17 protein-coding genes are annotated in these 17,173 nt (G+C 45.6%); 14 read left to right on the top strand and 3 right to left on the bottom strand.

Annotation, left to right across the window (positions count from 1 at the left end):
- Nucleotides 1–83: 83 nt before the first annotated feature.
- The 4 genes from AC5RDS_RS07960 (at nucleotide 84) to AC5RDS_RS07945 (ending at nucleotide 3,398) form a co-directional block, all read left to right on the top strand.
- The gene (locus AC5RDS_RS07960; protein ID WP_306446080.1) at nucleotides 84–1,394 is read left to right on the top strand and encodes a UDP-glucose dehydrogenase family protein; all 1,311 of its coding nucleotides are present in this window, start codon (nucleotides 84–86) and stop codon (nucleotides 1,392–1,394) included.
- 58 nt (nucleotides 1,395–1,452) lie between these two features.
- Nucleotides 1,453–1,869, top strand: a complete 417-nt coding sequence (locus tag AC5RDS_RS07955; protein ID WP_272054610.1) for a hypothetical protein — start codon at nucleotides 1,453–1,455, stop codon at nucleotides 1,867–1,869.
- Between the two features lie 134 nt (nucleotides 1,870–2,003).
- Entirely contained in the window at nucleotides 2,004–2,657 is a 654-nt protein-coding gene (locus AC5RDS_RS07950; protein WP_191835227.1) for a TatD family hydrolase, read from the top strand.
- 24 nt (nucleotides 2,658–2,681) lie between these two features.
- Nucleotides 2,682–3,398 carry a tRNA threonylcarbamoyladenosine dehydratase gene (locus tag AC5RDS_RS07945; RefSeq protein ID WP_013610496.1) on the top strand — a complete coding sequence of 239 codons (717 nt, stop codon included), beginning with the start codon at nucleotides 2,682–2,684 and terminating at the stop codon, nucleotides 3,396–3,398.
- Nucleotides 3,399–3,445: 47 nt separating this feature from the next.
- Here AC5RDS_RS07945 and AC5RDS_RS07940 read toward each other — a convergent pair whose 3' ends face one another.
- Nucleotides 3,446–3,790, bottom strand: coding sequence for a DUF3276 family protein (locus AC5RDS_RS07940; protein WP_013610497.1), 345 nt, complete (start codon nucleotides 3,788–3,790; stop codon nucleotides 3,446–3,448).
- A gap of 275 nt (nucleotides 3,791–4,065) precedes the next feature.
- Between AC5RDS_RS07940 and trpS the strand changes: the two genes are divergently transcribed.
- From trpS to AC5RDS_RS07900, 8 genes are all read left to right on the top strand, one after another.
- Nucleotides 4,066–5,049 carry a tryptophan--tRNA ligase gene (gene trpS, locus AC5RDS_RS07935; protein ID WP_013610498.1) on the top strand — a complete coding sequence of 328 codons (984 nt, stop codon included), beginning with the start codon at nucleotides 4,066–4,068 and terminating at the stop codon, nucleotides 5,047–5,049.
- Nucleotides 5,050–5,060: 11 nt separating this feature from the next.
- Nucleotides 5,061–5,642, top strand: a complete 582-nt coding sequence (ruvA, locus tag AC5RDS_RS07930) for a Holliday junction branch migration protein RuvA (protein WP_022159617.1) — start codon at nucleotides 5,061–5,063, stop codon at nucleotides 5,640–5,642.
- 94 nt (nucleotides 5,643–5,736) lie between these two features.
- The gene (gene sov / locus AC5RDS_RS07925) at nucleotides 5,737–9,393 is read left to right on the top strand and encodes a T9SS outer membrane translocon Sov/SprA (protein WP_494222288.1); all 3,657 of its coding nucleotides are present in this window, start codon (nucleotides 5,737–5,739) and stop codon (nucleotides 9,391–9,393) included.
- Nucleotides 9,338–11,728, top strand: coding sequence for a T9SS outer membrane translocon Sov/SprA (gene sov, locus AC5RDS_RS07920; RefSeq protein ID WP_272054605.1), 2,391 nt, complete (start codon nucleotides 9,338–9,340; stop codon nucleotides 11,726–11,728). Before sov (AC5RDS_RS07925) ends, sov (AC5RDS_RS07920) begins: the two co-directional genes overlap by 56 nt.
- A 97-nt stretch (nucleotides 11,729–11,825) precedes the next feature.
- Nucleotides 11,826–12,464, top strand: coding sequence for an MBL fold metallo-hydrolase (locus AC5RDS_RS07915; RefSeq protein ID WP_087384252.1), 639 nt, complete (start codon nucleotides 11,826–11,828; stop codon nucleotides 12,462–12,464).
- 5 nt (nucleotides 12,465–12,469) lie between these two features.
- Nucleotides 12,470–13,162 (top strand): 5'-methylthioadenosine/adenosylhomocysteine nucleosidase, encoded by a 693-nt coding sequence (locus AC5RDS_RS07910; protein WP_013610503.1) that lies wholly within the window; start codon nucleotides 12,470–12,472, stop codon nucleotides 13,160–13,162.
- Nucleotides 13,163–13,181: 19 nt separating this feature from the next.
- Nucleotides 13,182–13,661 carry an S-ribosylhomocysteine lyase gene (locus AC5RDS_RS07905; protein ID WP_013610504.1) on the top strand — a complete coding sequence of 160 codons (480 nt, stop codon included), beginning with the start codon at nucleotides 13,182–13,184 and terminating at the stop codon, nucleotides 13,659–13,661.
- Nucleotides 13,662–13,908: 247 nt separating this feature from the next.
- Entirely contained in the window at nucleotides 13,909–14,631 is a 723-nt protein-coding gene (locus AC5RDS_RS07900; protein WP_013610505.1) for a leucine-rich repeat domain-containing protein, read from the top strand.
- 3 nt (nucleotides 14,632–14,634) lie between these two features.
- Here the strand turns inward: AC5RDS_RS07900 and AC5RDS_RS07895 are convergent, their stop codons facing one another.
- Nucleotides 14,635–14,847, bottom strand: coding sequence for a hypothetical protein (locus AC5RDS_RS07895; protein ID WP_013610506.1), 213 nt, complete (start codon nucleotides 14,845–14,847; stop codon nucleotides 14,635–14,637).
- A 212-nt stretch (nucleotides 14,848–15,059) separates the two neighbouring features.
- On the opposite strand from AC5RDS_RS07895, the gene AC5RDS_RS07890 reads away from it, so the two are divergent.
- Nucleotides 15,060–15,362, top strand: coding sequence for a DUF3276 family protein (locus tag AC5RDS_RS07890; protein WP_013610507.1), 303 nt, complete (start codon nucleotides 15,060–15,062; stop codon nucleotides 15,360–15,362).
- Between the two features lie 73 nt (nucleotides 15,363–15,435).
- A complete protein-coding gene (gene ubiE, locus AC5RDS_RS07885; protein ID WP_022159623.1) occupies nucleotides 15,436–16,128 on the top strand; it encodes a bifunctional demethylmenaquinone methyltransferase/2-methoxy-6-polyprenyl-1,4-benzoquinol methylase UbiE in 693 nt (230 codons plus the stop codon).
- Nucleotides 16,129–16,140: 12 nt separating this feature from the next.
- Here ubiE and menA read toward each other — a convergent pair whose 3' ends face one another.
- Entirely contained in the window at nucleotides 16,141–17,043 is a 903-nt protein-coding gene (gene menA, locus AC5RDS_RS07880) for a 1,4-dihydroxy-2-naphthoate octaprenyltransferase (protein ID WP_013610509.1), read from the bottom strand.
- Nucleotides 17,044–17,173 lie beyond the last annotated feature (130 nt).

The raw sequence follows: 17,173 nt of genomic DNA, 5'->3' as shown, positions 1-17,173 counted from the left end.
TTGATCTGAATAGTTTTGTTTATATACCAGTTTTCCCTTACTGTTTTTCCGGTAAGGGATTTTTCATTTAAATCAATCGTGTTATGAATATAGCAATAGTAGGCACGGGTTATGTCGGTCTGGTGACAGGCACCTGTTTTGCTGAGATGGGGGTGAACGTGACTTGTGTGGATGTGATGGAAGAGAAGATAGAGAGCCTGAAAAAAGGGATCATTCCGATTTATGAGCCGGGCCTGGAGGATATGGTACACCGGAATTTTCAGGCAGGACGTCTGAGGTTTACTACCGATCTGGCAGAGGTGTTGGATGAAGTGGAAGTGGTTTTCAGTGCCGTTGGGACTCCCCCTGACGAGGATGGGAGTGCCGATCTGAAATATGTGCTGGAGGTGGCCCATACAATCGGACGGGGAATAAATAAATATATTTTGGTCGTAACCAAAAGTACGGTACCTGTCGGAACGGCCCGGAAAGTAAAGGCGGTAATTCAGGAAGAGTTGGATAAGCGTGGAGTAGAAGTGAGTTTTGATGTGGCTTCGAATCCGGAGTTTCTGAAGGAGGGGAATGCCGTGGACGATTTCATGAAACCGGACCGTGTGGTGGTCGGTGTGGAGTCGGAAGAGGCACGGCGGCTGATGGAGAAGCTTTACAAGCCTTTTATGATGAATAACTACCGTTTGATTTTCACGGATATCCCGTCGGCAGAGATGATCAAGTATGCGGCCAATTCGATGCTGGCAACGCGGATCAGTTTTATGAACGATATCGCTAATTTGTGTGAGCTGGTCGGTGCTGATGTGAATATGGTACGGAAGGGGATCGGGGCGGATAGCCGGATTGGCAGTAAGTTCCTTTATCCGGGCTGTGGGTATGGCGGTTCCTGTTTCCCGAAAGACGTAAAAGCATTGATAAAAACGGCGGAAAAGAATGGTTATCGGATGCGGGTATTGGAGGCTGTGGAAGAGGTGAACGAGACCCAGAAAACGGTTTTATTTCATAAGTTGGCGAAATATTATCCGGATCTGTCGGGAAAAACCATAGCAATCTGGGGTCTGGCTTTCAAGCCTGAGACGGACGATATGCGTGAAGCTACGGCTTTGGTGATGATCGGTTTGCTGACCCGGGCCGGAGCAAAGGTACGGGTGTATGATCCTATAGCTATGCCGGAGTGCCGGCGCAGAGTGGGTGACCGGGTGGAATACGCCAGGGATATGTATGATGCCGTGGTAGATGCAGATGCACTTTTGTTGCTGACGGAATGGAAGGAATTTCGCTTGCCCGGCTGGAATGTACTGAAGAAACTGATGAAGCAGTGTATCCTGATCGATGGGCGGAATATTTATGATGCAGGAGAGCTGAAAGAACAAGGGTTCGTGTATGAGTGTATCGGGAAATAGTGAAAGTCTTGATATACAATCAGGTGATTGCGCGATATTAATGATGTTGATTAATAATATGAAACAGTTGGTACAAGAAATTTTGCGGCTTTGCCGGGAGTACGGAGAATGCCGGGTGGAGGCGGAACGGATGGAGGAGGCCCGGAGGGTGAAAAATGCTCTGGAGAGCGTGTGTTCGATGGCGAGGCAGAGACTGGATATTTCGGATCCGGCATTGCTTTTGGCACTGCTGGATGCCTGTGAGGTGACGCGGGATGAGGGGATGTTGCAGGAGGTGCTGGATGTGGTTGGTCGGAATTTGGATCGCCTGGCCGTTTCGGCGGAGAGTGTGAAATTGCTGGCCTGCTGTTATTATTATGTGGAGGAGGAGGAATGTGTGGAGCGGGCCGGAAGGATGCTGGAGGAGTTGAGGAAGATGGGAAGGGGGGAAGAAGAATTGGCGGATGCGGAAACCATTTTAGAAGAATTGACTTAGGGGGTGACTTTAGGACGGATCCCGGGAGACTCAGGACGTGCCCCTTCGGGGGCGGGAGGAGTGTGGCTTGACAGAAAGCGGGGGATTGATTATCCGGAGGAATGGTGTATATTTGTGGTTGTAAAAGGATGCTTATGCCACAAGATTGGATTAACGTACATACACATCGGCCGGGAGAGGGGGTGAATATTGTCGATCCTTGTCTGGGAAATGTGATTATGCCCGGGCAGGGGGCGGTTTACTTTTCTTTGGGAATTCATCCCATGTATATCGATGATAGGGTGGAGGAAAGGTTGCAGAAGATAGAACTGGCGGCAGCAGAGGGGAAGATTGTGGCTGTCGGGGAAGCGGGGGTGGACCGGAATGCGCTTGCTCCGGTGGAAGTGCAGTTGAAGCTGTTTGAACGGCAGGCGGAAATTGCAGGACAGTATGGGTTGCCGTTGATTGTTCATGGGGTGAGGGCGATCCCGGAATTGATTACTGCCTATAAGAAATGCCGGTCACATCAGAAATGGATTATGCACGGATTCAATAACCGGCGGGAGATCTTGATGGATTTGTTGCGGCATGGATTTTATATTTCCGCCGGAAGGCATGCCATGAACGAAGAGTCGCAGGTGTATCGGGTATTACCTGAAATTCCGGCAGACCGGTTGCTGATCGAAACGGATAATTCGGATTTTACGATCGGGGAGGTCTATGGGCAAGTCGCCCGTCGGAGGGGGATCGCTGTGGAAGAATTGCAGCATATTGTCCGGATGAATTTCGATCGGTTGTTTAAATTGTAATGTTATACTTTGAAATTTTATATTATGCCTGAATGGTTGAGTCGTACGGAATTGTTACTCGGGAAAGAAAGGTTGGAGAAATTGCAGCAGGCTCATGTTTTGGTCGCCGGTTTAGGAGGGGTGGGAGCATATGCTGCCGAACAGTTGTGCCGGGCCGGGATAGGCGAAATGACGATTATCGATGGGGATGTGGTGGAACTGACCAACAAGAACAGGCAATTGCCGGCTTTGGATTGTAATCTGGGAAAAGCCAAGGCGGAGATTATGGCCGGGCGGTTCCGGAATATCAATCCGGAGATTAAATTGCATGTGATTAACGATTTTATCCGGGATGACCGGATGATCGAGGTATTGAAAATGGCCCGATACGACTATATCGTGGATGCTATCGATACCTTGGCGCCGAAGATATTCCTGATTTATCATAGTCTGCAATTGGGCTTGCCTGTCGTCAGTTCGATGGGGTCGGGGGGAAAACTGGATCCTTCGAAAATTGCAGTGGCGGACATTTCGAAAAGTTATAATTGCAATCTGGCGCGTATGTTGCGTAAACGCTTGCATAAACTGGGGGTTTACAAAGGGGTGAAGGTGGTTTTTTCGTCGGAATTTACCGATCCGGAGGCTATCGTCCTGGCAGAGAGTCGGAATAAGAAGTCCAATGTAGGGACCATCTCTTATATGCCGCCTATCTTCGGGTGCTTTATCGCTTCGGTAGTGGTCCGCGATCTCATTGGAGAATAAAAAAACCGCCTGTTACGACAAGCGGTTTTTATAAAAAGTGATATTTTTTAAATCTGATCGAAATCGACGTCGAATTCTTCTTTTTGGGGGTCGGTGTAGGCTGCTTTGGGAGCTTCTCCGCCGATGGCGGCCTGGATATAAGCAACGACTTCATCTAAACCTTCAGCAAACTTTTCAAAATCTTCTTTGTACAGAAAGATTTTATGCTTCTCGAAATTTTGATTCCCGTCGTTATCAAATCTCTTCTTACTTTCTGTGATTGTCAGGTAATAATCATTGTTACGAGTTGATTTCACGTCGAAAAAATAGGTTCTTTTCCCTGCTCTCACTGCCTTGGAATAAATCTCTTCCCGATCATTGTCCATTCCTTCTTTTCTTTCGTATCCTTCCATTGTTTGTAGAAAAATTTAGTTTTATAAAATAGTTGCAATTTTGCGTTTCAAATGTAATAAAAAAAGCTTATAAAAGTAACTTTTTTTAATTTTTTTTAATCACCTCCTTTTTTGCTTCGGAAGTATGATAATTGTTAAATTCTAATTTTCATGAAAAACCGTTTCAGCGATTTTGAATAAAAGCTTATCTTTGCAGGATGGAACTTATAAAATCCGTTGATTGTAGGGGGTAGAGAGATAAGTTCGTTTTGTCTATTTTTTAATAAGTGATTCAAATGGAGATTGTTGTTAGCGGGATCAGACCCACGGGAAATTTACATTTAGGGAACTATTTCGGAGCGGTAAAAAATTTTCTGCGTTTACAGGATGAATATAAATGCTTTTTTTTCATTGCCGATTGGCATTCTTTGACGACTCATCCCCATCCGGGCGACGTGACTGCCAATGTACGGAAGATTTTATCCGAGTATTTGGCATGTGGGATCGATCCCGAAAAGGCAGCGATCTATGTACAGAGTGATGTAAAAGAAGTACTGGAACTATACCTCTACCTGAACATGAACGCTTATTTGGGAGAATTGCAGCGGGTGACTTCTTTCAAGGAAAAAGCCCGGAAACAACCGGAGAATGTGAATGCCGGACTGTTGACTTATCCGACTTTGATGGCTGCCGATATTCTGATTCACCGGGCTGATAAAGTACCGGTAGGAAAGGACCAGGAGCAGAATATGGAGATGGCCCGGAAATTTGCACGGCGTTTCAATACCATCTATGGGGTAGAATTTTTCCCGGAGCCACAGTCCTATTCCTTCGGGGGAGATGCGATTAAAGTGCCGGGGTTGGATGGATCCGGAAAGATGGGAAAATCCGAAGGAAATGCTATTTATCTGATCGACGATGCCGCTACTATCCGTAAGAAAGTGATGAAAGCGGTGACCGATAGCGGTCCTACGCAGCCCAATAGCGAAAAGCCCGAAGCTATCGCTAATCTGTTTACCATGCTGAAGATTGTATCTTCTGCAGATACTTACGATTATTTCAATGAGAAATACAATGCCTGTGAAATTCGCTATGGTGATTTGAAGAAACAGTTAGCCGAGGATATTGTGAATTTTACGTCTCCTATCCGGGAGAGAATCCTGGCCTATGCCGCCGATACAGAATATATGGATAAAGTGGCCCGGGAAGGGGCGGAAAAAGCGCGTGCCAGTGCCGATAAGACTATCCGTGAGGTGCGGAAAATCATAGGTTTTAATTAAAGACTTAAAAAATGTATGAATATATAAAAGGCCTTCTGGTGGAGGCGACGCCTGCTTACGCGGTGATCGAATGCGGCGGAGTGGGGTATTATATTAATATTTCGGTGAATACCTATTCTCAGATTGTAGCTTTGCAGCAGGTTTCCTTATATATTCATCAGATTGTCCGGGAAGATGCACTCTTGTTATACGGCTTTTTCAATAAAGAGGAAAGAACGGTTTTCCGGCAGCTGATTTCGGTTTCCGGGATCGGAGCGAATACGGCTAGTGTTATGTTGAGTTCGATGACGGTAAAAGAAATTGCCGGAGCCATCCTGACAGAGAATGTAAATGCAATCAAGAGTGTGAAGGGAATCGGGCTGAAGACGGCCCAGCGGGTGATTATCGAATTGAAAGATAAAATAGCGGTGACAGGTAGTGCCGAAGAGATGAACTTCGGCGCTTCGGTGGCCATAAAAGAAGAAGCTTTGGCTGCTTTGGTGATGCTTGGGTTTGTGAAGGCTCAGGCCAATAAAGTATTGGATAAAATTGTGGCCGGTGGAGGTGTCACCAGCGTCGAGGAGCTGATTAAACAAGCACTGAAGCAATTATAAATAAATGTGTTGCAAATCATTAGTGTGAATCGGTTTGCAAACAATGTGTGTGTGTATGCGGTATATCTTGTTATTATTTTTGATAATAACTCAGATGGTTTTTGTTTTCGGTTATCCTGCGGGAGAATCGGAGGAGCCTATTTTTTCCGGGCGGGTTGCCGGGACCGTTTCCGATACCCTGCAATTTCCGATCCGGGAGATCCGGGACAATGAAATCCGGCAGACTATTCCATCGTCGGCATTGTTTCTCAGGCAACCGTCCAATATAAAAGATACCATTATCTATGATCCGCTGACCAAGCGTTATGTCGTAGCCAGCCTGATCGGCGGAAAGTATTATTACAACCGCCCTTTTATGGAAACCTTGCAGGATCTGCTGAAAGCCCGTTCGAAAATGTCGTTGTACGAATACAACCGGAGGCAGATTCAGGAAGGGAATAAGTACGATTTCAAGAGTCTGGTTTCCGATATACAATTTTTAGACAAAATTCTGAGTCCGATTTTCGGTATCAACAAAATCCGGATCGAGGTACAGGGATCGGTAGAACTGACCTTGGGGGTCAAAACGAATAAAGTCGATAATCCGACTTTGCCTATCGATATGCGCAAAACGACTTCGCTGGATTTCGACGAGAAGATACAATTCAATATCGGCGGTAATATCGGTGATTTGGTCAATCTCGATTGGTCGTACAATACAGAGGCTACTTTCGATTATGACAATATCCTGAAACTGAACTACGAAGGGAAGGAAGACGATATCGTGAAAAAGGTGGAGGCGGGAAATGTCTCTTTACCTTTAACCGGAACGCTGATTTCGGGTGGACAGAATCTTTGGGGATTCCGGACGGACCTGCAGTTCGGTAAATTGTCCATGTCGAGTATTTTTTCGCAACAGAAGGGGGAATCTAAAGTGATTCAATTGGAGAAAGGAGCTGAAAAACAGGATTTTGAAGTATCTGCTTTGAGGTATGAAGCTAATAAACACTTTTTCCTGTCGCGTTTTTTCCGGGATCAGTACGATGCCGCCTTACAAAACTTGCCCGTAGTGAATAGTGGGGTGGTGATCACTAAAATTGAAGTATGGGTAACCAATAAAAGTTCCCGTTTCGACCGGGCCCGGAATATCGTTGCATTTACGGGTTTGGCTGAAAATAATGTCGGGGATCCGTCCAATCCGATGTTCGATGCCGGTTTGTTTCCCGCCGTTCCCGGGCAGGTATATCCCGATAATCAGAGCAATCGGCTGTATCAGACCATGGTGGATCGCTATGCAGGAATCCGGGATATCAATCAGGTTTCCGGTATTTTATCCCAGATCGGTACCGGTTTCAATTCCGGCAAGGATTATGAAAAATTGGAAAATGCCCGTTTGCTGGATCCTTCCGAATATATCCTGAATGAAAAACTGGGATATATCTCCCTGAATGCGGCCTTGAATGCGGATGAGGTATTGGCGGTCGCTTATGAATATACGGTGAGAGGGGAAATCCATACAGTGGGAGAACTGACCTCCAATGCCCCGGCTGCACCTTCGACCTTGGTGGTGAAGATGTTGAGAAGTACGACACAGAGCCCTAAAATGCCGACCTGGGATTTGATGATGAAGAATGTCTATAATATCGGTTCCTATAATCTGAGTGCCGAGGATTTTGTGTTAGACATTTTGTACCAGAATGATAAGGCCGGAACGAAGGTGAATTATCTGCCGGCCGGAGATATCGATAATAAGATTTTATTGTCTGTGATGAATCTCGACCGGCTGAATACCCAGTTGGACGCGATTCCGGACGGGCGTTTCGATTATATCGAGGGGATAACGGTCTATTCCAATAAAGGGAGGATCGTTTTTCCCGTACTGGAACCATTCGGCGGGTGGCTGGAAAAGAAAATCAATCGTCCGGGAGTCGCTGGTCAGTACGTTTATAAAGACTTGTACGAAAAGACACAAAGCGAAGCGGAACAGAATGCCGAGAAGAATAAGTTTTATCTGAAAGGAAGTTACAAATCGTCGTCCTCTTCCGAGATCTCCCTGGGAGGACAGGACATCGCTCAGGGCTCGGTGAAAGTACTTGCCGGTGGGGTGGAGTTGACAGAGAATATCGATTATGTGGTCGATTATACGATGGGGACTCTGAAGATTATGAACCAGTCATTGCTGGAAGCCGGTACACCGATTACGATTAAAAGTGAAAACCGTTCGATGTTCGGCATGCAAACCAAAACGCTGGTCGGGACACATCTCGACTATAAATTCAACGATAAACTGAATATCGGAGCAACGGTAATGCATATGAGCGAAAAGCCGTTGACCCATAAAGTGAATCTGGGAGAAGAACCTTTATCGAATACCATTTGGGGGTTGAACGCTACTTATAATACCGAGTCCGGTTTTCTGACCACTCTGATCGACAAATTACCTTTTGTACATACCAAAGCGAAATCCCACCTGACGATAGACACCGAGTTCGCCAGGTTTCAGCCGGGTACAGCCCGTGGAGCCGGTGGAAACGCTTACCTGGACGATTTCGAAGGAAGTAAGATTTCGTTGGATATGAAAGGGATAACGCAATGGAAACTGGCTTCTACCCCTCAGGATAATCTGTTTCCGGAAGGCAAGTCGGATAGTCTGGATTACGGCTACAACCGGGCAAAATTGGCCTGGTATATTGTCGATCCTATTTTTTACCGCATGTCGACGGCGACTCCTTCCCATATCCGGGCCGACAAGGAACAACGTTCTAACCATTTTGTCCGCGAAATCCGGCAGACGGAATTGTTCCCGGATAAGGATCTGGCTGTCGGGGATGTGAATATTATTCCTGCCCTCTCGGTGGCTTACTATCCGACGGAAAAAGGTCCCTACAACTTTACGACCGATGTCGGCCGGGACGGTAAACTGCGTAATCCGGAGAAACGGTGGGGAGGAATGATGCGGAGTATCACTACCAGTGATTTCGAAACAGCCAACGTGCAGTATATCGAAATCTGGCTGATGGATCCTTTTGTATATGACAATCGGCACAAAGGCGGAGATGTATATTTCGATTTAGGTAATGTGTCGGAGGATATTTTGAAAGACGGCCGGAAAGCTTTTGAAAATGGACTGCCTGCCGGACCGGATATCCGTCATGTGGATACCACCCGCTGGGGACGAGTGCCGGGTGTACAGTCGATAACCAATGGATTCGATAATAACAGCCAGGCCCGGCGGTATCAGGATGTGGGGCTGGACGGGATGAACGATGAAGATGAGCGGATATTTTACGCAGCTTATCTGGAGACCTTGCGCCGGACTTTCGGAGAAAATTCGAAAGTATACCGGGAGGCCTGGAACGATCCGGCGGGGGATAATTATCATTTCTTCCGGGGATCGGATTACGATGCTTTGGAAACACCTGTATTGGAGCGCTATAAACAGTATAACGGGACGGAGGGTAACTCACCGACAGCCGATATGTCGCCCGAATCTTATCCGACAGCAGCCACCACCTTGCCTGATGTGGAAGATATCAACGGAGACAATACCCTGAATGAGACAGAAGCTTTTTTCCGCTATCACCTGGAACTCCGGCCGGAGAAAATGAAAGTCGGCGAAAATTTTATCACCAACATAACGACCTCTAGTGTCGAATTGCCTAATGGATCAACCGAGGAGATCAAATGGTATCAGATCAAAATACCGCTTTCGGCACATGAATCGGATTACGGCAAAATTAGCCGATGTGGCGACGATCAGTTTTGCCGGTAGCCGGATGACTCCCGGGTTTGGCAGTATCGAGCAGCATGCTGCTGAGATCGAAAGGGAGGATTTCCGTTCGATCGATTTTTCTACCAGTGTCGAATTCGGTAAGTTCTTTCCGGAAAGGTGGCGGTTGAGGATTCCGATGTATTATGCTTATTCGCGACAATCGACTTTACCGGAATACGATCCCCTCGATTCGGATATCCCTTTGGAGGTAGCCCTGGATAATGCAGCGAACCGGCATTTGCGCGATTCGATCAAACGTAATGCGGAAGATTATGTGATGCGCAAAAGCCTTAATTTTACGAACGTAGGGATAGAAAGTAAAGACGGTAAATCGCATTTTTTCGATTGGTCGAATCTGTCTCTGACTTATTCTTATAATAAATCCTTTGCCCGTAATGTCAACCTGGAAAGAGACCTGGAAAAAAATTACCGGGGACTGATCAGTTATATCTACAACGGGATGCCTCCAATAGTGGAGCCTTTCAAAAAATCGAAATCCAAGACATTGAATTCGAAATATTTGCGGTTGATCAAAGACTTTAATTTTTATTATATGCCTTCGATGTTTTCGATTACTCCGGATATTACCCGGAATTACCGGGAGGTGAAATCGAAGAATCTGGATAATCCGAATTTATTGATCGAACCTACTTATGATAAGGATTTTATGTGGACCCGGGATTATGCCTTTAAATTTAATCTGACCCGGAATCTGGTGGTCGATTTTCATGCGACGACACAGGCACGTATCGATGAGCCGGAGGGGATCGTCGACCGGCAGAGGGACCCCGAACGTTATCAGCAATGGAAAGATACCGTATGGAACAATATCCTCGACGGTGGGCGTCCGGTAAATTATAATCATGACTTTTCGGTCCAATATACCGTACCGGTCAATAAGTTACCATTTTTGGACTGGACCTCTTTGCAGCTAGGCTATTCGACCCGATACGATTGGCAGGCAGCTGCGGTGACAGCCGATTCGACGAATCTGGGGAATGTGATCCGGAATGCGAGTGCTTTGCAGATGAACGGAGATTTATCGTTGACATCACTTTACAATAAGTCTAAGTTTTTGAGAGAAATGATACGGCCGCCCCGGAAACAGCGAGGGAAGAACGTGAAGTTCGAAACCGGAATGGATAAAGTACAAAAAGGAAAACCGGTCGTTGTACGGCATCGGTTGAAGACCGGCGATATACAAGCCCGCTTGACGGCTGCCGATGGAAAAAATATCAAATTGGGATATGAGTCGGTCGGTAGGAACAAGATCCGGATCAATTCTTCCGAGACTCTGGAAGGAGGTAAGTTGCTCGTGACCGGAACGGAAACTCCGCATGCCGGGGTGGGAAATGCGGTTGCCCGTTTTTTTGTAGGGATATTGACCGGATTCAAGACGCTGAGTGTCGGGTATTCGGAAGATAAAGGGACGACATTACCCGGTTTCCTGCCGGAAGCCCGCTGGCTCGGACAACAGAGCTATAACGGAAGTTCCGCTCCCGGGTTTAAGTTCCTGTTCGGCGGTCAGGATGAGAATTTCGGGTTGAAGGCGGCCGGGAAAGGATGGATAACCACCGATTCGACCCAAAATAATCCTTTCCTGATGAATGCTTCCCGTACGGTTTATGTGAGGGCTTTGTTCGAGCCGATAAAGAAATTGCGGGTTAACCTGACTTCGAATTGGAGGGTGGTGTATACCGGTTTGATCGATTTCGCCTTTATGAAAAAAGTATTCAAATCGATCAGTGTCAACCACAATTATATCTGTAAATACAATATCGGCTCGTTTGCCTCTAATCTGAAATATGCCGAAGATGCCCGGGATCTGCAAGACAATTGGATGTCACTGTTCGATGTGAATCTGGTTTCGATCAACGAACAATTCAATCCTCTGATCAGCATGGATATGGTGTGGGCCAACAATCTGACCACCCATTGGGATATCAACCGTCGCCGGGATGTGAGCCTGAGCCTGGTAAACGCTCAGTTGTCGGAAACCTCTGGCAACGAGATCGTTTTGGGACTGGGATACCGGTTTGGAAATCTTCCTATCTTCCTAAAAAGTAAGCAGTTGAACAACGATATCAATGTACAGTTCGATTTCAGTATCCGGAAAAACAATACCATCATCCGAAGAATAACCGAAAATGTAGATCAGTTGACGGCAGGGGAAAAAGTGATGTCTATCAAAGTATCCGCGGACTATACGTTTAATAACCGGCTGAATTTAAGGCTATTTTACGACCGGAAAGTCGATACTCCTTATCTCTCTCTTTCCTATCCTACCACCAATACCAATTTCGGTTTGAGTATCCGGTATACATTGATGCAGTAGAAGGGCCGGCTTGTAGAATTTTTTCAGGATATGGCTAACCGAAAGTATTAAATTTGCCCGGCTTACATTATCTTTGTAAGAAATTAAATGAGAAGATATGGAAATAAAGATTTTTGTAAATAATCCGTGGCAGGAGAATACGGTGGTTTTATATGACCGGACGGGGGAAGCCGTGATCATCGATTGCGGATGTTTTAGCGGTGAGGAAGAACGAAGATTGCAGGATTTTCTGTCGCAAAAGAAGTTGAAACCCGTGGCTTTGTTGGATACTCATTTGCATATCGATCATATCTTCGGGAATAATTTTATAAAAAATACGTATGGGCTGAGTGCTCAGGCTTCGAATGAAGATAATTTTCTGGTTGAGAACGCTGTGGAGTATGCCGCTATGCTCGGAGTTACGGGGATTACGCCGCCGCCTGCCGTAGGGAAGTTTTTGAAAGACGGTGATCGGGTTCGTTTCGGAGAGTCGGAATTGGAAGTGATTGCTGTAGGCGGGCATTCGCCGGGAGGACTTTGTTATTATAGTTCTGCCGATCGATTATTGATTGCCGGAGATGTGTTATTTGCCGGAAGTGTCGGCCGTTCGGATTTGCCTGGAGGAAATGCGCGGGTACTGATAGAAGGCATTCGTAGAAAGTTATTGTGCTTACCCGATGAAGTAAAAGTGATTCCGGGACATGGGCCGGCAACTACCATCGGAGAGGAAAAAAGATACAATCCCTTTTTAAATTAAACGGTATGAAAATAGGAATTATAGTGGCCATGGGGGGGGAATTCCGCTTGGTGGAAGCTTTGTTGAGCGGGAAAAAAGAACAGGAAATACGGGGGTACCGCTATGTGACCGGACAGTTGGGGGAGAAGGAAATCGTCTTGACACAATGTGGTATCGGTAAGGTATGTGCAGCTGTCGGGACTGTCGAGATGATCCGGTATTTTTCGCCCGATTATATACTGAATACCGGAGTAGCCGGAGGGATTGATGCCCGGCTGAGGGTGATGGATATGGTCGTGGGGAAAGAAGTGGTATACCACGATGTGTGGTGTGGGACAGGTAACGAAATGGGACAGGTACAAGGTATGCCTGCGCGTTACAAGGCGGACAGCAAGTTATTGAGTGCGGCATTGTCGGTTACAAGTGATATTGCGTTATGTGAAGGACTGATTTGTAGTGGGGATCGGTTTATTACCGACCGGGTAGCTTTGGAAGGTATAAAAGAGAATTTCCCGGAGGGATTGGCCGTCGATATGGAAAGCGGAGCGATCGCACAGGTGTGTCATATGTATGCGACACCTTTTTTGAGCTGCCGGATAATCAGCGATACGCCCGGGCAAGTAGAAAATCATGCTTTGCAATATCAGGATTTCTGGACAGCTGCGCCTGAAAAATCTTTTGAAATCCTGAAGCAGCTGGTGAATCAGATTACTGAATAATCAACTAAAATCATAAATCATGAAAAAAATACCGAGCTTTTCAATCGATCATATTCATTTGTTGAGGGGAATATATGTCTCCCGTAAGGATTATCTGGGGGATCAGGTGGTGACGACTTTCGATATCCGGATGAAAGAACCGAATCGTGAACCTGCCTTAGGGTACGGTGAATTGCATACGATAGAACATTTAGCGGCTACTTATCTGAGGAATCATCCGGTATGGGGAGAACGGATCGTTTTCTGGGGCCCGATGGGTTGCTGTACGGGAAATTATTTCCTGATGAAAGGAGATTTGCAGGCGAAAGATATTGTGGAACTGATGCGGGAAACATTTCGGTTTATCCGTGACTTCGAGGGGGAAGTTCCGGGAGCCGCTCCCCGGGATTGCGGGAATTATTTGCTGCATAATTTGCCTATGGCTAAATATGAAGCCGATAAATATTTAAGAGAGGTATTGGAGGTCATAGAAGAAAAAAATATGGTGTATCCTGAATAATATTCCGCTAATTGATTATATTTGTGATTATGTAGAAAACAAAGGTATATCTACATTAGATACGAGTAACGCGATTTTACAGTAAACGAAACCGCCAATTTTCAAACTGAACGTAAAATCGGATTATACTCACGTGCCATGCGTGGGCTTTTCCGATTTGGTTCAGTAGGTGCTTGGCGGTGCCTGTTTACTCAGATCAAAAGCTCCACGCATTTTTAATGAGGAGGAGCTGTAAAGACGGTTGCCTATGGAAAATCTTCCTCTTATTTTTAAACGGTATACTTCCGAAAACGGAGGTAAGGAATTATTGGGGGCGGTGGAGTTGAGGCTCGAATTGCCCGGAGAGACGGATGTTCGGTTGGGGATAACGGCTATTACTTTTTTGGTGGACTGGGGTGACGGTGAATCCGATCATTCGGCAGCGCATCATTATGAACAGGCCGGATACTATCGGGTGCGGGTGGTGGGTACAGCTATCAGTCAGTTGGATGTATCCAAATGCCATCTAACCGAGTTGAAGCTGGATAAGTGTCCCTTGCTGGAAAATCTGAACTGTGCTTATAATCGGTTGATCACGCTCGAATTGGTTTGTTGTCCGAAGCTGAAGCTTTTGAATTGTTCCGGGAATCGGTTATCGGTGCTGCGTTCAAGATGTAACCGGGGACTGGTGTATCTGGACTGTAGCGACAATGTTTTGCAAAGTCTGGAGTTGGATGCTTGTCCGGATCTGCTGTACTTATTTTGTTTTTCGAATCGGCTGCATTCCTTGTACCTGGGTGGGTGCGACGACCTGGTCTGTGTAGATATCGGTGGTAATGGTTTCGAGGCAGAGGCGTTGAATCAGCTTTTTAGTTCTTTACCTGCTTTTACCGAAGGAAGAGAAGCCACTATCCGGTTCGAACAGCCCAATGGAAGTGAACGGAAGTGCCGGATGGAACTTCTGCACGCTAAAGGCTGGAAAGTGGTCTGAGCTTTATTCCGGTTGCAGATCGACAGGTTTATAGTTTTGCCGGTCGAGACGGTCGGTGGTGTTGGCACAATGAATTCCCCGGTCTTTCATGGCTTTGTTTTTGCCGATATGTGTTTCGGGAAATTTCCCGTTTTTCCTGAATAATATATTGATACCCAGGCCTACTAAAGCCAGACCTAAGAGAATGGCAACGATGATGAAGATGGTAAATAGCATAATATTACTTTTAGTTGTTTATACAAAGTTACTGTATAAAAAGAAAGGATTAAACATTACTTCTGGAAAAAAAAACTTAAAATGTAGTTTTGTTTCTTAGGATTTTTCTACATTTGAAACGTGAAAGGCGACAAAGCGTGGTTGTAACCGGGAATAATCCGGATAAAAAGTTGAGTTCAATAAACATTTCTGAATATTAAATTTATTTGATGATGGAAGAATACGGAAAAAATGAGGGATTTGACATGAATGAAGACCGGGAAGAGGTTTATTCAAAGGCAGTGAAAGCCGGCAAAAGAACTTATTTCTTTGATGTAAAGGCTACACGTAACAATGACTACTACCTGACCATTACAGAGAGTAAAAAGAAATTCGATAAAGATGGTGTTTCGAGCTATGAGAAACATAAAATTTTCTTGTACAAGGAAGATTTCGAGAAGTTCGCCGAAGGATTGGAAGATGCTGTTGCTGTCGTAAAATCTGCTTTAGAAGGGAAATTACCTGAAACTAATTAAAGAAGTAAAAAGTAAAAGGTAAAAAGTGTTCATCGCATTTTTTACCTTTTATTATTACCTTTTGCTTTGTAATATGGCTAAGAAAGAAGTAGTTCAAGATATTTTTAATGATATCGCCCCGAAATACGATTTGCTGAATCATCTGTTGTCGATGAATATCGACAAGGGGTGGAGACGGAAAGCGATGAGCTGCATCGGAGAACAGGAGAAGGGATGCTTATTGGATGTTGCCTGTGGTACAGGTGATTTTTCTATTGCAGCGCACCGGGCCGGAGTGAAGCAAGTGACGGGAATAGATATCTCGGAAAATATGGTGGAGATCGGAAAGAAAAAGGTCGGCGATCTGCATCTTGCTGATGCCATTGAGTTGAAGACCGGGGATTGCGAACATATGGAGTTTGCAACCGGGATGTTCGATGTGGTGACGGTGGCTTTCGGTGTGCGTAATTTCGAGCATCTGGAGTTGGGATTACAGGAAATGTACAGGGTATTGAAAACGGGGGGGAAAGTGATTATTCTCGAGTTCTCTATGCCGGAGCATTTTCCGATGAAACAGTTGTACCGCTTTTATTTTTGTCATATTCTTCCGACGATCGGGGGATGGATTTCAGGGAATAAAGGAGCCTATACTTATCTGCCCGAATCGGTAATGAAATTTCCTCAGGGCGAAACGTTCCTGCAAATTATGCGGGACTGTGGTTTTCAGCATCCGGTCCGGCGGAAACTGAGCTTCGGTATCGCCAGCTTGTATGTCGGAGAAAAATGATTTTTTCGTCGGTCAAAAATGGAAAGCTCCCCAACCGGCCAAAAGTGTAAACAGCAGAGTAGAAAGGGATAATACTTTCAATTGCGGGTCCAACCCGCGACCTTCCGCTTGGACTACTTTTTTCAAATGGATCAGAAAGAGAGGGAGGGTGAACCAAAAGATAAAATGAAAAGGCCTGAATCCGCATAAGCCCATATAGCTACTCATTGCAACGAATGCTCCGATGATCAGGCAGAAATGATATACTTTGGCTTTGGAGATCCCCAGTATCACCGGTAAAGTACGTTTACCACAAAGCCGGTCGTTTTCGATATCGCGCATATTATTCAGGTTCAATACACCTGTCGATAACAGACCGACAGCAGTGGCAGGTAGAAAGATACTGATCGATAACCGATGAGTCATTAGAAAATAGGCCCCGCAGACACTGAGTAATCCGAAAAATAAAAAGACAAAGACATCTCCCAGACCATGATAGCCGTAAGCATTTTTGCCGACCGTGTATTTGATGGCGGCAACGATCGAAGCGGCTCCCAGCATCAGCATAATCAGTCCGTCTGTGCTCAGCAAACTTTCAAAAGCGGTGGAGACCAGAGCAGTCCCGGATAAAACGGATAGCAGGACGAAAAGTAAAATCGTTCGTTTAAATTCTTTCAGGGACAGGGCTCCCGACTGAATGCTCCGGATGGGGCCCAAACGCTCCTCATTATCCGTACCTTTTTGTAGGTCACCTAATTCGTTGGCCAGGTTGGATAAAATTTGAAGACAAAGGGTGGTCACTACTGCTAATAGAAAAGGAGCCCAGTTGAAATAACCTTCCGAGGCAGCTAAAAGAGTTCCTAAAAAGATTCCGGATAAAGAAAGAGGTAAAGTCCTCAATCGAAAACTGGCGATATAATATTTTATTTTAGACATTTTAAGGGAATAAATATGCTGTCGATAATCGGGAAACAAAATTACAAATAATTTCGGGAGATGAAAAAGAGAGTTGAAAAGAGTTGCTGAGTTATTGAGTTGCTGAGTTGCTGAGTTATTGAGTTGCTGA

This window comes from Odoribacter sp. (assembly GCF_985060555.1).
The sequence above is the reverse complement of the archived record's forward strand: the minus strand, read 5'-3'. Positions and strand labels throughout refer to the sequence as shown.

Coding starts and splice junctions, on each gene's coding strand:
- menA (WP_013610509.1), bottom strand. CDS start 17,043: ATGTCTAAAATAAAATATTATATCGCCAGTTTTCGATTGAGGACTTTA.
- sov (WP_494222288.1), top strand. CDS start 5,737: ATGGTTTTTGTTTTCGGTTATCCTGCGGGAGAATCGGAGGAGCCTATT.
- AC5RDS_RS07955 (WP_272054610.1), top strand. CDS start 1,453: ATGAAACAGTTGGTACAAGAAATTTTGCGGCTTTGCCGGGAGTACGGA.
- ruvA (WP_022159617.1), top strand. CDS start 5,061: ATGTATGAATATATAAAAGGCCTTCTGGTGGAGGCGACGCCTGCTTAC.
- ubiE (WP_022159623.1), top strand. CDS start 15,436: ATGGCTAAGAAAGAAGTAGTTCAAGATATTTTTAATGATATCGCCCCG.
- AC5RDS_RS07895 (WP_013610506.1), bottom strand. CDS start 14,847: ATGCTATTTACCATCTTCATCATCGTTGCCATTCTCTTAGGTCTGGCT.
- AC5RDS_RS07890 (WP_013610507.1), top strand. CDS start 15,060: ATGGAAGAATACGGAAAAAATGAGGGATTTGACATGAATGAAGACCGG.
- AC5RDS_RS07905 (WP_013610504.1), top strand. CDS start 13,182: ATGAAAAAAATACCGAGCTTTTCAATCGATCATATTCATTTGTTGAGG.
- AC5RDS_RS07940 (WP_013610497.1), bottom strand. CDS start 3,790: ATGGAAGGATACGAAAGAAAAGAAGGAATGGACAATGATCGGGAAGAG.
- AC5RDS_RS07910 (WP_013610503.1), top strand. CDS start 12,470: ATGAAAATAGGAATTATAGTGGCCATGGGGGGGGAATTCCGCTTGGTG.
- AC5RDS_RS07915 (WP_087384252.1), top strand. CDS start 11,826: ATGGAAATAAAGATTTTTGTAAATAATCCGTGGCAGGAGAATACGGTG.
- AC5RDS_RS07960 (WP_306446080.1), top strand. CDS start 84: ATGAATATAGCAATAGTAGGCACGGGTTATGTCGGTCTGGTGACAGGC.
- AC5RDS_RS07900 (WP_013610505.1), top strand. CDS start 13,909: ATGGAAAATCTTCCTCTTATTTTTAAACGGTATACTTCCGAAAACGGA.
- sov (WP_272054605.1), top strand. CDS start 9,338: ATGAATCGGATTACGGCAAAATTAGCCGATGTGGCGACGATCAGTTTT.
- AC5RDS_RS07950 (WP_191835227.1), top strand. CDS start 2,004: ATGCCACAAGATTGGATTAACGTACATACACATCGGCCGGGAGAGGGG.
- trpS (WP_013610498.1), top strand. CDS start 4,066: ATGGAGATTGTTGTTAGCGGGATCAGACCCACGGGAAATTTACATTTA.
- AC5RDS_RS07945 (WP_013610496.1), top strand. CDS start 2,682: ATGCCTGAATGGTTGAGTCGTACGGAATTGTTACTCGGGAAAGAAAGG.